The following is a 14,891-nucleotide window of genomic DNA, read 5'->3' on the forward strand; positions in this document are numbered from 1 at the left end:
TAATCGTATGATGAATAATTCGGTAAAAAGTATGATGTTAATTTGGGACGCTACAGATGATGTGAATTGATTAATGGCGTCGATTGATGAGTGGAATATTTGCACGAATAGTAACCTATTATAAAAAGGCCAATATTTTACAGGGAAATTGTGTTTACCGAATTAGCGTTATAACAGGGGAGGATTTTATGATGTTAATTTGGTCGAGAATGGGGTGATTGTTCGATGATAGTGGGGGAAGTTACACTATGGGCGAAAAATCTCTTCAACATAAGCGAACTCTAGTGTTTTTACTTAATTGTCGGTGTCTTTATTTTTTTTGAGAGTACCTGCCCTGCATTATTTGACAGGCCATAAAAAAGCCACTAAGACTGTGAAGCTTTAGCGGCTTTTGGGTATAGCGCTGAAAGTGACGATTATAAGAAAAACAGGTTAATAACCAGAGTGACTTAAATCGAGTGCCTGTCCCAGCTATCACTCCTCATTAGCAGACGCGCTAGTGATTGATAGGTCGTAACTCCTCTAAGCTAGGCGCTGGCCCACTCCCAAATCCCACTGACGATTTAAAGAAGTTTTTGGTCGCCCACATTCTGCCGGAGATACCACCAATCACAACGGATTTACCAAGGTCATAAATTGCATCACCAGCACTCCGACCTTGAATAATACTTTGTAAAATAGAATTGGCTCCGCTCGATGCTGCACCAGTCGCCATACCGAGCGTTTGTCGCTTCATAGCCTCTTCCAACACTGGGTTCGCCAAAGCACCGGCAATAGGCTTACCTAACCATTTTGCAGCAACCGCGGGTGTAACAACAGCGGTGATCATGCCAGATTGTGCGCCGCCAACGGCACCACCCAAAATGCCTTGATACAATACGTCGTGTGCAAATGAGCCTTGGGCATTACCTCTCGCCTCGTTATAAATATATCCGCCAGTACTTGTCACCGCGCCTACGCCTGCCCCCACCCCTGCACCGACTGCCATACCATAACCAACTGTACTGGCCGCAGTTGCCAGTGCCGAACCGCCTCCCGCTGCGGCTGCCCCCCCTGCTCCCGCACCTGCCGCCGCAAATATAGATCCACCAGCGGTATATAACGCCGCTTCTCCAACTACGGCACCAACCGCAGCACCAATAGCGATTTTCTTCCAAGACAATTTTTCCCCTGCAATGGCTTCTCGCGCAGTTTCCAATAAGCCACCGACGACAGCGCCACCCACAGTCGCAATGACGTCGTCTAACCCAAACCATTCACCTGTTGGATCGGAATAGGATATTGGATTACTGGAATAAATATAGGGGCTGGCAAATTGATGCAATGGGTCAACCGAATAAAAACGACACACCGCAGGATCGTAAAATCGATCTTCAAATGTATACAATTTTAAATCATCATCCCACTCCTGACCTGTGTACAAATATCGTAAATTAATTTGACCGGCATTACTCAGTGCTCCGATTATTTCTCCGAAGGGTGAATAGTTATACCAAGCCACTACATTTTTCGTATTATCGACAACGACACGAACTGAATTGCTATGGTCAGACAGTAGTGCGTATTGTTTACCATTACCATTTACAGGTAGCATGGCTATTTTGCCGCGCAAACCATAAATATAATTTAACCTTGAACTACTAGAAGCGGTGATATGTTTTTCACTCAACACCTTGCCTTTGTAGTCCCGCAAATAAATAATTTTTGTATCGCTAGACTGTCGTTGATAGCGCTGTCCATTGCCATCGTAACTATAGCTAATGCTGTTGTTGGCAAGGCTTGCTGAACGGGTAAGATTTGTGACGGCATCATAATGCATACCAGTAATCCCTTGCCTTTGCGAACTATTCATTGATCCGTTAGCTGTATAAGAGAATCCCTGATTGGAGCCGCTATTATTTAGCTGATTGCTGTTAGTGTCATAATTAAACGTGACGCCCGTTGCCCCCCTATACAACGATGTCATATTCCCATTGTCATCGTAACCGACCGGGTTTTGCGTACTCCCAATATTCCAATTTGTATTTTGACTATTGGTGGCTATTGTTAGTCGGCCAAAGTGATCGTAGGTATATTCGTAGTCATACTTCGAGGGCGCGCCGTTCCACTTAAAATCGAATGCTGCACTTGCAACCTGTCCATTTAAGTACCCTGGGTTACCATTATGGCGCTTATCAAAGTAAAGTGTTTCTGAAAAATATTCATCGTCAATACTGTCTATATCGCCATTGGCGTTCGCAGTATAGGTACGCGTTGCGACCCCTTCCAACAATACTTCAGTGATAACTCCATTTTGATAGGCGTAACTAGCATAAGCCGTTGGGTTAGTCGCAGTACCCACACTGATCATTCTTCCTTGCTCGTCATACTGATAAGTCACATCGTATTCGCTGGTCGGTTCACTCATGGAGATTATCCGTCCCACTTCATCATACTCAGTTTTAACATTGGCAACTTGCGCGGTTGAATTATTAATTACATTTTCAATTTTTCCTTGTGCATTATATTGATACCATAAGGAATAATCGGGTGTGGCTATACTTGTTAGGCGCCCCAAGCTACCGAGTTCATTGTTATTTGGGATATCCCAGCCATATTGAATAGACCATTGATTACCTTGACTGGGCCAACCTGGGGTATTCAATTGCGATTCAGTGATTTGTGTAATGTTACCTTGCCAAGTACCTGTTTCGGTTATTCTTCCCGCGCTATTGAATTTGGTATAAATACAATACGGTGTTTGAGCGGCTTTACCTTCAGCATCTTGTTTTACACGCTGTTGGCCTTTTCTATCGTATCCATAACTAGTTTCGCCAGACTCGGGCATTGAATCAGTTAGAAGATTACCGACAAAATCGTATGTAAATTTGCGATAAAATATGGAGGTATCAACCGTACTGGGGTTGCTGTAAGCCCGCGGATAAAAGATGGCGGTTTTGCGTAAATTGGCATCGTAGTTATAGCCCGTTAATAAACTTTTTTGTGCTGTACTATCGATACGCACTTTACCCAATTGCACACCCTGTCGATTACTAAAACTGACAATTTGCGCACCGGCAGGACCAGTCGTGTTATTGGTTTGTAAATCACCTACAGGAAAGCCAAAATAATGGCCTGTATTATTACCGTAACTGTACGTAAATGCACCTTGATTACTAGCGGTATACACACCGCCTTTACCACGGCTTTTCACACGCAATGTTGGGTTTGCGTGACGCAACATCGAATTTTCAAAAGGCGACGTATTGTAGGTGCTAGGCCAATCATTATTAATGCTTCCAGTAACCGTCATGTTTTCTGCGTTGAGTGTTGCAAATCCTTTTACCGGTGAAAGGTTGGCTTGATTTTGTGTGGTCGCCAGTGTTGTGGCTCGATAAAGATTTAAATTTCCCCCATACAAGTTCGCTGTGACATTGGATGTTGTGCTGTTAGTCGATGCGACAAACTGCATTTCATTTCCATTCCCATCTTCACTTGCATTCGACAATTCTGGCCCGCTCACGACCCCGGTGTTATGAAACGCCGCGCCAGGCCAACTACTAAACAATGTCACAGGGCCCGTCACAGCATTTTGCATTTCGTAATCAAAAACGAACGCTCCATCAGCATAGCAATATAAATACTTGCCACCTCTGACAACAAGCGTTAACACGATAGAGCTTGGTAGCTGCTTAAATAATTTGGATGCGTATTCAACATGATTGGTAAGGGTGCCAATCGCCACTCGGGTTGGTTCTATGCACAACAGAATTTGTTGTTGATTACAATTAACAATAATTCCGGCTGCATCCCCTGTGCTGTTCTGTAAAGCAATTTCAGCACACGCCACAAAATCCCCACCCTTCACGTCAGGTACGAGTGTTGCCTGTGCCGGATTTTTAGTACTAGCCGCTTGTTGAGTAACAAGAAAATGTGAACCCGTAAAGTCAAAGTTTTTAATAGTTGCCTTATCAATTAGAGTGTTTTCGGTAGACGTGAAATCATCCCAACTTCCCAACTTAGGTACGCGTATAGAAAAAGCTTGGTTGGGCATCGCATCACTAAATACTGGCTTATCTTCAAACCAAATCTGACCCATAACAGATGAATAATTTTGGCTAATTAGGCTTAATGATTTACCCGGAGAAGCACCAGCCAAGCTACTACCTCGAACATCATAGTAAGCACGATTAATAGCACCATTAGGTGAAATGCTCGCTAACAACTGACGCTGCGATAGTTTCCAAACACTGGCAGAATAATCACAATCGATGGGCGCAAATACAATATGATCAATCAAGCCGTTACTGACCGAAATAGTCGGTAAATCTGATGATGATAACGTGTTAGATAGCGCCTGGACGTAGACCCATCCTGGATTGTTAGCGTCATACTGAATGGTAGTTTCACTGTTCCAGCTACCAGCATCGCAAAACCCAATTTTACACTGGGAATTTACGTTTAATTTTACATAAGCAGCAACTAGATATTCAGTACTTGCTACCGGTTGAAATGTTTTAGCCGCGACGGATATAACCGTGCCACTGTAACAATCTTCACCGGTAAACGCTTTTCCAGAAACGATGGATCCATGACTTAATATCCAGCCAGCATTATCTTCGTAATTTTCAAACCCATACCAACCTGCTTGAGATTGTGTTACGTCAGCGTTGATAAATGATGCAACTGCCCACTCACCGCAGGATTTGTCATAAATCGTGCTCTTTGTTTGCAAGTCTCCCGTAATTTGACTAGTCGCTTTATCATTGGCATTTAACTGATTGATATAACCACGAGCAATCCAGTTGCTGTCCGGAGTAGGTGAAAATCCGTTACTTACCGTAGTCGTTTGTAGTTCAAACTGTCGCCAAGGGCGCCATTGGCCGTTCCACTGTTTCCATTGTGTGACTGCGCCTGATATTGGAGACGGGTGAGACAGAGTGGTTCCAGGGGAAGCGTAGGAAATAACACCGGCTACCGAATTTAATAGATTGTTCGCGCGCAGATCGCTATATTGTTCAACCGCATAAGTAAGTTGTTTTTGAACAGTAACATATTGCTCACTACTCCCTTGATTTGGTTTTGTCAGAGTTTCTGTAATTGTTTTAGGGTAAGGCAATGTCACATCATTCCCATAGGTGATGGTTTTGCTTTGGTTAACACCATCAATCATAGTGACTTCGCTAAGCAATTGTGAGAATGCTACTTGTTGATGTTGTCCAACTTGAAAACCAAATTCTGTCGCCGAAACTAATTTAGACAGTGAATCGTCAGCGATAGGTTGCCCGGCTAACAAGTAGTGCAAATACATATTTTCCAATACAACATTACTTGGGTTTCCGGAAGTCGATGTGACAGTTATTTTGGCGACTGTAGCTGGCGCTGATAATTGCAGTCTCGCCGTTTTTTCTGAACCCGTTGTAGATGAGAAGCTACCACTACCGACAGAAGCGTTACTGGCATCAAAACAATTTATATCAATCGAACAGGCTTTGTTATTATTACTCGTAAAAGTTAACGATACTGACGTTGTGTTTTGATAGGGTGTGGACAATTGAAAACTCTGTCCTGGGGACAATGGAACAGGGCTAACATAACCAGCCACGATCGCACTTTGATGCGCTAATATATTCGTTAATGGTGGCACTGATGGGGTTACTGGTGGCACAATATAGGTGATAGTTAACGCAGAAATACTACAACTTATTGCTGTGGTGTACCAAGAGCGTACTTTGTCGATGGGCACCAGCGAATGCATGTTCAAACTCACTTCGGTGCTAGATTTTCCAGTAATAGGAAATATTTCTCCTTTGATTTGGACACCACTTTTTTCAACTGACAAAGCTAGTTCTGTCGCATTGTCACTCGTATTGGTAACGGTACATGAGACATCCGCGAACAATGCGCCTGCCGGCAAATTAAACCCAGTAGCTGTACCCGGATAGGGCTTAACATTGTCAATTGCTTGTCCGGCACTCATGGTACTGGTGCGAATGATGTTGAGGTTGCCTTTCCAATAGGTTTCACCCAACATAACAGAATTTGTCGCCAAAGAATCTGGACCGCTGTAATAAATAAGTTCGTTTGCTGGCTGGCCGTCAAAAAACAAATAGGTAGTATGGCCGTAGGGGTCTTCTGGATTATCTTGTTGGATGCTGTTGTATACATCCCCTGCATATTCTTTGACAAGGTTCCACTGTACGTAACTTTGTGTGCTATCAAACTTCCAGTTCCAAAAACTATACAAGAATCCTTTTTCTGTCATCACACTATTAGAGGGTTTTGTCTGTGTAGAAATTACCGGATGAACCGTATTGTAGACAACGCCGTTTTGGGTGATGGCCTCACCCGTATAATAAACATAACTTAAAACACTGCCTTTCGGCGTTTGAATACTTTTTAATGCATTCTCATAGCCTTCTTCTTGAGTGTAATACTCAAATAAATACCCTGCATCAACAGCAATTTGTTGTCCGTTTTCCATCACGTTGAGAGGTTGAACTTTATTAATGGCTTTATTGCCACTTAAGGCATAGTCTACAGTCAGTTGATTCGTTAGTTGATACTGGCCACCAGCTATTGTCATAACCAGTCGAGTAACACTGATTAACTGTCCTGATGGATTATACTGAAACTCGATCTTATCTCCCAAATTATTTGTGATAGAGGATATCGCGTTACCAGTATATACCAGTTGTATTTGATGATTTGTCCAGGACAAATCATCAATGGTGCTTAAATGCCAAACTGTTTGTCCACTCTGCAAAGTGTCTTTGTTCCTTAACGTAAACTGGATCCCTTTATCACTGACTATCGTCCATTCAGAATCTGTTCCCGAATATGTCCACGCGTGATATTCATCTCCCGCCTGATAACTTGATCCACCGCCAGTACTTTGTAGCTCATAAACAGAGGTTCCATCTAAAAAGTAAAAACTATTATTGTCGGAAATCACTTTTGGATAATCCAATAGCTTCCATCCATTTGCACCAACAGTATTGTCGGTGACGGCTGTGATTACGGCAGCACTCCGGCTATTATAAAAAAGCGCTACTCCGTAATCTAAGTCACCTTGTGAAATTTCACATAGGGGGTAAGACTGATTGACATCGCCAGTAAACAGATTAATGCCTTCTTTAATGACGTTCCCGTGTAACGGTGGAATCGGGTACACGCTATCAGGGTTTAACGGCTTCACCGTATCCTCTGATGGCATCACACCATTGGCCGGAATATAGGTGGATTGTTTGACCTCAAAATTAGTTTTCAACATATTGGCTGCCTGCTATGTATAGATTTTAGAGAAATATGTGTATTCAATGTTTGGCTTGCCAGTGCTTAGCAAGCCAGGGGATATCGATGAATATAAAATCGATGGATATAAACGAGTTAGTTATCAGAAAGCAGTTTTTGGTAAAGCTCGTAATCGCGATACCACTCAGCGGAGATACGGTCTTTAATAGCTTTGGGTTTAAAGTTAAACGCGGCACCAAAATATTCTTGCATTGCATTGTCACCACTGAGAATGCCATTAGCGATCATCGTAGTGTTATTTTTTGTAACGACTTCGCCATTGGATGCATCGCCCAAATAAAGGTTGTAAACTTTACCATCGTGCTTTTTACGCTCTATGTGCGTAATCTTTGCTGGTGCATATACACGTGATATAGTTGAATCTGACGCTATGTTACGACTAGAAAATACTACATCCCCTACAGTGAGCTCTTTTGCTAGAGCCACGCGACGCTCACCGTTTTCCCCACGTATAACTATTGGGTGACCATCTGTGATCGAAAGGTTATTCCCAAACTCATCTTTTATTACAACCATTGGCTCTGCCTCAAAGCCTTGTGATAGTTCGGTAACGGTTAGTGTGCGCCCAGACGCATCGGCTACCACTTTTTCACCTGCTGCAATTGTTTCTATTTTTCGTAAACTGCCATCTGCCATATCTATTTCAGTGCCTTCCTTAAAACAACCCCAAGTAAAATCTAGGTTACTAATACGCGTAGTATTGGCAACCACAGGGCCTGGTGTTGTCGTTACAAAAAACGTTTCTGGAAATAACGTGCCTTTTACTGGCACATCGACACTTAGCGTCATTCCATAGGGCTGATCAGGTGTCCAACAAGGATTATTGTTTAACAAGCCAAATGAGGCTTGGTAGACTTTCGTAGCGCCCGACAAATGGTAAAAACTCCAACTCAATTTTTTCGGGTTTGAAGCATCTATCGTAAACGCTTGGGAAAACTGTTGCGCATCCAGCTGTAACGTACAAGCACCACCACCATTTTCTGCCCAGACGTAAAGAGTTCCCGCTATAATTCGGCTAGTATCAACGGCTGATCCAAACTCAATTGAACCTATAACGGGTAACTGAACGATGGGATTTGGTGTCGGGTTTTGGTACGGACCGTAATCACAACCAGGATCAGGACCGGTATCCCTGCTCAAACATACTTTAATTTTTTTGTCTGCGGGTGAATGTACATGTTTTGGTGCCTTCACTTTGGGTGGAGCCGTCGGCGCTCCGAAAGAATCCAGCAATTTGTGCACCACCACCGGCTGGCTTTTTGCCGTTGCTTGATAGGTCACTTGCAGAGCAGAACCCAGGTTCGATATGGCAGATGGAGGTGAACTTGTTTGGGTGGCTTGAATATTTTCACCACCACCAAACTGTTGGTTAGACGCGCCTGGGCCAAAAGGTGTGTTGTTCGACGCATCAAATAACTGCACATAAATTAATGTAGACTGAGTACCCTCGGGGATCGTCGATAATCCTGTTGTACTGTAATTCGTGCTCGCGGAAGAAAGTCCTCCAACTGCTGCTAGCTTCGCTGGTGTAACAGCGCCTAGATCAGTAATCGTATTTAATGGTACACGCTCATCGGTTGTTGCTTTCAAGGTTGTTGTTTTCAATATCGCTTTTGAAGGCGGCCCATTTTTCTTGTGGTGTGCCCTCAACTGGGCAATGGACCCAAACAGCTTGGGTGCGTTTTGGGGTGAGCGACCTGCTCGCTTTAGGTTTCTAACAACATACCGGAGCTGACGATCGTCGCTTAAATCACTATGAAACTCTTTCCCTCGCTCGCTTATAGAGCGCATATATTCTAAATCTTTTGCGAAGCCTTCTTCATCATTTTCTGGTAAAGCGCTAAACAAATAGTGAACATGCTTAATATTCTCGGAGAATAGTTTTGTATTTTTATTCACCGAATTCGATGTGCACGCTGTTAAAAACACTAACAATGTAAATAAAGTTGCGCACCATATAACGGATTGACACCTTTTATTGACAACAGAAAATTTCATATTGTATTTCCCTTAAAATAGTTAATTAAAAATCGGATTCTATATACTAGATATTGAAACGGGATAATTGCATTTAATGAAAAGTCAATTACGCAATAAACTTGGATGGTTTTGCGGTACCAAGGTTGATGGGAACGCCTGGTGCAGAGGGGAAGGCATACACTAAATCTCCGTAGTAGTTTAAACATCATGAAGGTAATGACTTTATGAATATTTGTATCAGTCTTAAACTGATACTATTTCTTTCCATGAAGCACAGCTCTAAAAAGCTATACCTCACTATAAACTACCTAGAGCAGGTAAATAATCCTCATAAAAGAGGGTTTTACCTTCTCATTGAAAAATAGTTTTAAAAAAATCTCCAATTTGGCACCGAGAATAGTATTTATTATTTTAAATCTGCCAATCAGCATCCATACTAGGTATGCTCGATTTATCTATATCATTGAGGTTATTCCTAGAGGAACCACACGACCGGAGAAAACTGCTATGAAAGTGACTTCTAAAAATTATCGTAAAATTTTAAAAGTAATTGAGTTACTTCATGAACATACAAATGAATTAGAGATGCGCACCCACATAGCGAAGCCTATTCTCGATTTAATAGGCGGGGATCATTTTGCATCTTTTCGCTGGGATGAAAGCCAGAAAACTTATGGGCAGAGTGTATTCCTGAACATGGATGCCAGTAACATCGGTCGGTACTCTGAGTACTATCAGTTTCGGGACCCAATCACTCCTAAGCTTGCACAACGACGACATGCAACCCTTGTGGAAGACGTTATGTCGCATGCGAATTTAAGAAAAACCGAATTCTTCAACGACTTCTTATTAGCAGATGGTTTGTGCTACGGCGTTAACCTTCACCTCTATGCAAACGAACGGAATATCGGCGATTTACGAATCTGGCGCAGCCGACATCACGGTGCATTTGATCATTCAAGCTGTGAAATTTTGGATATATTAAAACCACACTTCATACAGGCCATTCAGAACATACACCACCTACACAATCGGGATAACCCAGCATTCCCCATTGAAGAGCAATGCATCAAATTGAGGCATAAATTTTTATTGACGGGTCGAGAAGCCCAAGTAGTAAAATTAGTTTTAGACGGTGAAAGAGACGACATGATTTCTCGTAAGTTATGCATAAGCATCACTACCGTACGAAGCCATGTAAAAAATATTTTTTCAAAAACAGGGATAAATAATCGAGGAAAACTACATTCTCTAGTCAACTAAGGTGACCAGAGAATGTAGTTTTCTCTACAAGCTAACCATAATTGAATTGCTCTGCTTGGGAGCTCTGAGTCATTGGGCTATTAGAAAATAAGTGACTTGATTGAAACTCATTAACTACAGCAACCGCCGCATTCATGCCAGTTTGTAACGCCCCCTCAATCCAACCACCAGACCAGGAGATACTGTCACCAGCCAAATAAATACTGTTGTCAGCTTTAGTAAACTGATAATAAAGCTGTTGATTGTAGGCATCTTGCCCAGGGTAATTCAGTTTAAATGCACCATAATAATTCTGTTGGTCTTGCCAGTCGATAAGGCGTGTATGCTCTGGCATAACCTCTGCAATAAGAGTGTCCACAAAATTCGGAACAAACTCTCGTAGCGAGCGCGCCAATAATTCCAGCCGTTCGGCAGGGTCTTTAATCGCTATATATTTAGTAGAGTCATCACCCCATGTGTAGCTCACTAACACAACACCATGGTCGGTACCTGGATAGTCAAGACAATAAAAGCCTCTGGCCAACCCATCAGTTTGTATGTTCGCAGGAAACTTTTTACTAGGGTCGGTCTTCCAAAATTTTGTTCGAGTCAGCACAAACAACTTCGACGAATTCATTAAGTGTAATTGGCGAATACCTGTGTCAATATCCTCTGGCAGCGCTGATGGCCGGGAGTCGTCTGGCAAAGTGAGCCCCATATCCACCTGCATGGCCCGGTTCGTAGTGGCAACAATAACAGCATCATACTCGCGACAATCGTCGCCATTAATTATGATATCAACTTTGTTTCCTGTAATAGAAGGTCGACTCTTCACACCCGTTACCTTACACCCATAGGAAATACGGTCGAGCACCCTTCCAAATTTAGTCTCGGTAGTCGCAAGCCCTTTCACCAAACGATCCAACCCACAAGAGTAGAACTTCTGATCAGTTTCTAAGCCGTTAACAATCAAGCGTACAATTTCAGAAAAGTTTACTTGATACAAAGGCCCAAACCCTCCCGACCCAAGGCCAAGAGCCCCAAATAAGGCAAACTCTTCCTCACCCCAGGGCTTCTTAAGGCCAAAGTCACGATAATTTTGCACAAACAAATATACCAAGCCGTCATAAAAACTGATTTTACTAAAGGCAACACTAGACTCTTGCATCGAGGGATTGATAAGGGCTTGCCAGTCGCGTAAGGCTATATCAAAACTTTCCTGCGAACCATCCTTCAGTAAATTAATCAATGGGTTTAAACTGTTTGCAAATACTTCCCAGCTCTCGCTGACAGTTTTAAAAATAGTGGGAGGCTGCTGCTCGGCCTCCCAAACATATCGAGTGCCATTAAAAATGATATCTGTATTTACTTTACCCGGATCAGGAAAATCACCACCTTCCATACCAAATTGATCTGCGTAATAATTGAAAATCTTTTCAGACGGGGGGACTCGCATGGCGCCGAATTCAAATATGGCAGTCTCACTAGCGATCGGCTTGTACGAAAATACTCGACCACCGTATCGAGTAGAATCAGCCTCTAAAATCTCTACATTCACGCCAACCTGTAATAATTGATAAGCTGCGATTAATCCTGCAGGCCCACTGCCAACAATAGCGACTTTCTTGTCAGTTTTGGCCAAGGGGCGAGCAATTAATCCATCATTCGCCATTAAATATTTTTCATGGTCATATAAAATATCGATGAACGATGCTTGAGCAGGACCCCCCCCTTTATTTAATACACTAGATGGTTTCGTAAAAAAGCTCATATTTTATTCTCGTTGCTTATGTGATTTAGGGTGTAGCGCATGTCGATGCAGTCGACTTTTATGCTTAGTACAATTTTTTTATGAAAAGCATCATCTTATGAATGTCTCAATTATGCTCATTCGTTCGGTAAGCTTTAGCACTTCACTGTTGAATATCGAAAAGATGTGATAAGTAAATCTGTTAATATATATTGTTATCTTAATATATCGAATTTGTTGGTATTCATTAGTCCCTACTTATTTGTATATCTATTTTCAGAGTGCTTCATATCTATAATTATGGTTTTTAAAATTTATTTTTAGACCATAATTATAGATAAAGCAATTGCACGGCGTTAATGAGCATATGAAACAAACGTAAGCATCCGGCCAATAGCAGGATTGCCCCATTATCGCCTAGACTTTATGCTTAAAAATCCAAGGCAATAGCTCGCGGCGCTGGTCATCATTGCGAGCATGGGGATAGGCTTCGAATAGTGCGTTGAGGTAGCGCCATGGCTCCAGCTCGTTGGCTTTTGCCGTTTCGATCAGGGAGTAGAGAAAAGCGCTGGCGTCTGCACCGCGCGGACTTCCCGCAAAAAGCCAGTTCTTGCGCCCCAGCGTGAAGGGGCGAATGGCTTGTTCCATGGGATTGTTGTCGATGGGCATCTCAGGGTGATTGAGGAAGGCTGTGAATTTCGCCCAATTATTAAGGGCATAACCGATAGCTGTCTTCATTGCGCCTTTGTTGAGGTATTTGGGTGCCATGGCATCCAATAGGTTTTGAATAGCTGGGACAGGCACTCGCTTTTCCCTAAGAATAATAGTCTCTACCCTATCTGGCCCGCTAGATTGCTTTGCTAAACGCAACGTGTCAACATATGCGCATAAACCATACGCATAGAGTGTGAATCATGCAGAGCCTATTTGACAAAAGCGCCCCAAAAAAACCAACAAACCTGAGTATAAACAGTAACTTACTAACCAAAGCTAAGGATTTTGATATCAACCTTTCAGCCACACTGGAGAAAGCACTTGAGTCTGAAGTGCGCCAAAATACTCGAGAACAGTGGCTGCGTGAAAACAAAAAAGCACTGGAAAATTGTAATAAGCTTACCCAAGAACAAGGCTTATTTGCTGACAAACACAGGGGCTTTTGATGAAGCAATTTGATGTGTACGCGAATACCGATAGTGACACAAATCAAGCTTACCCTTATTTTGTTGATGTACAAACAGAGCTTCTTGAAGCATTAAGTAGTCGAGTGGTTATACCGCTTACGGCCGCGCTACCTAACAAAGGGTTACCCAATAATATTTGCCCAAAGGTCGAAATAAGCGGCGACCCATACTATTTACTCACACATCAAATGACTACGGTTTCCAGCTCATTCTTAAAAAAGCATGAAAGCTCTCTTTTACTCAACAGAACAGACATTATTAACGCCATCGATTTTCTGATTTCGGGGATTTAACGCCCACCAGAACGAAAAAGCCGAGCAACAGCTCGGCTTTTTAAACACTAAAATACCCTAATCACCACATCTCAAAATGTGCTTGGAAACAATAGCCCCTCCCTCCAAGGCCCAGTAGAAACAACCGTCGGGCCATTTAACGATTAAGCACACCCTGGCAAATAGTTTTCATTTTTTCTACCTTTCAGGCCCAGTCAAATTGCGATTTGATCTTTTCAAAACCGCGCGCGCCCATCTCTTCACGCACGCTGGGTTCTGCGATTATTTTTTCCATGGCTTCGGCGAACCGTTCAACAAATGCGGTTTTTGAATCGGGGATATCCACCAAAATACCACACGAAGGATCAAGGTAATCTGTTGGCCCCTCAGTTGGACGCAATCACAGGCTTACCCATGGCCATAGCCTCCAAAACAACTGCACCACCGCACTCGTAAAGAAATAGCTAGGACAGGCACTCAATTTAAGTCGCTCTGATTAATTACTTACGCACGCCGACAATACTTAGGGACGTGCATGAAATAACTTCCCGTTTTCGCAGGCGCAATAACAACGATTGCCTCGCCGTTTTTGAGGATGGAGCAGCAAGAATTCCTGCCTCCAATAGCGCAGCACATGCGCCTTAACTGATCACAACTCACCGACCCCACTAATCGTCAAATAGCGTTTAGTGGGCAGTTCGAAATCACTCAGCAGTGACGACCCCACCGTGAGCATCAATTCGGTCGCGTAACTTTCGGCCTGCCTTGAAAGTAACAACACGGCGGGCTTCGATGGAGAATTCTTCACCGGTTTTAGGGTTGCGGCCGGGGCGCGAGCTTTTGTCGCGCAATTCAAAATTGCCAAAGCCGGAAATCTTAACCGGCTCGCCATTTTCTAGGGCAGTGATAATCTCTTCAAAAAAGCAGTCCACCATGTCTTTTGACTCTTTACGACTAAAGCCAAGGTCTTGTTGAAGTTTTTCTGCCATTTCCAGTTTGGTTAACGAATGCCCCATATTGCCTCCTAGTGATGACTACCGATGGTGCCAAAAACTAAAAAATATCACTATTCAGGCAAGCCCGAAATACACGGCCTAAAAGGCGAATTGATTATTTTCTGGGTATTCAAGCGTCAGGAACGCTTGCATAGCGCCCAAGGATGGCTTGAGCGGC

The 14,891-nt window shown here is 43.0% G+C and carries 10 protein-coding genes; 3 read left to right on the forward strand and 7 right to left on the reverse strand.

Annotated elements, in window-relative coordinates:
- Positions 1-496: 496 nt before the first annotated feature.
- Together AC3A8L_RS12805 and AC3A8L_RS12810 are read right to left on the reverse strand one after the other, a co-directional pair.
- Positions 497-7,252 carry an RHS repeat domain-containing protein gene (locus AC3A8L_RS12805; protein WP_487962656.1) on the reverse strand — a complete coding sequence of 2,252 codons (6,756 nt, stop codon included), beginning with the start codon at positions 7,250-7,252 and terminating at the stop codon, positions 497-499.
- A 116-nt stretch (positions 7,253-7,368) separates the two neighbouring features.
- A complete protein-coding gene (locus tag AC3A8L_RS12810) occupies positions 7,369-9,192 on the reverse strand; it encodes a Hint domain-containing protein (protein ID WP_487962657.1) in 1,824 nt (607 codons plus the stop codon).
- A 435-nt stretch (positions 9,193-9,627) separates the two neighbouring features.
- Between AC3A8L_RS12810 and AC3A8L_RS12815 the strand changes: the two genes are divergently transcribed.
- Positions 9,628-10,536, forward strand: a complete 909-nt coding sequence (locus AC3A8L_RS12815; protein WP_487962658.1) for a helix-turn-helix transcriptional regulator — start codon at positions 9,628-9,630, stop codon at positions 10,534-10,536.
- 31 nt (positions 10,537-10,567) lie between these two features.
- Here the strand turns inward: AC3A8L_RS12815 and AC3A8L_RS12820 are convergent, their stop codons facing one another.
- Together AC3A8L_RS12820 and AC3A8L_RS12825 are read right to left on the reverse strand one after the other, a co-directional pair.
- A complete protein-coding gene (locus AC3A8L_RS12820) occupies positions 10,568-12,286 on the reverse strand; it encodes a flavin monoamine oxidase family protein (protein ID WP_487962659.1) in 1,719 nt (572 codons plus the stop codon).
- Between the two features lie 396 nt (positions 12,287-12,682).
- Positions 12,683-13,069: an IS66 family transposase gene (locus AC3A8L_RS12825; protein WP_487962660.1), complete on the reverse strand. Its 387-nt coding sequence runs from the start codon at positions 13,067-13,069 to the stop codon at positions 12,683-12,685.
- Between the two features lie 110 nt (positions 13,070-13,179).
- Between AC3A8L_RS12825 and AC3A8L_RS12830 the strand changes: the two genes are divergently transcribed.
- Positions 13,180-13,425 (forward strand): type II toxin-antitoxin system CcdA family antitoxin, encoded by a 246-nt coding sequence (locus AC3A8L_RS12830; protein WP_487962661.1) that lies wholly within the window; start codon positions 13,180-13,182, stop codon positions 13,423-13,425.
- Entirely contained in the window at positions 13,425-13,739 is a 315-nt protein-coding gene (locus tag AC3A8L_RS12835; protein ID WP_487962662.1) for a CcdB family protein, read from the forward strand. The genes AC3A8L_RS12830 and AC3A8L_RS12835 overlap by 1 nt, the downstream gene beginning before the upstream one ends.
- Before the next feature lie 184 nt (positions 13,740-13,923).
- Here the strand turns inward: AC3A8L_RS12835 and AC3A8L_RS12840 are convergent, their stop codons facing one another.
- From AC3A8L_RS12840 to AC3A8L_RS12850, 3 genes are all read right to left on the reverse strand, one after another.
- On the reverse strand, positions 13,924-14,064 hold the full coding sequence (locus AC3A8L_RS12840; protein WP_487962663.1) for a hypothetical protein: 141 nt from the start codon (positions 14,062-14,064) through the stop codon (positions 13,924-13,926).
- A 177-nt stretch (positions 14,065-14,241) separates the two neighbouring features.
- Entirely contained in the window at positions 14,242-14,352 is a 111-nt protein-coding gene (locus AC3A8L_RS12845; RefSeq protein WP_487962664.1) for a hypothetical protein, read from the reverse strand.
- Positions 14,353-14,422: 70 nt separating this feature from the next.
- On the reverse strand, positions 14,423-14,734 hold the full coding sequence (locus AC3A8L_RS12850) for an integration host factor subunit alpha (RefSeq protein WP_487962665.1): 312 nt from the start codon (positions 14,732-14,734) through the stop codon (positions 14,423-14,425).
- Positions 14,735-14,891: the final 157 nt, after the last annotated feature.

The organism is Marinagarivorans sp. (assembly GCF_982758155.1).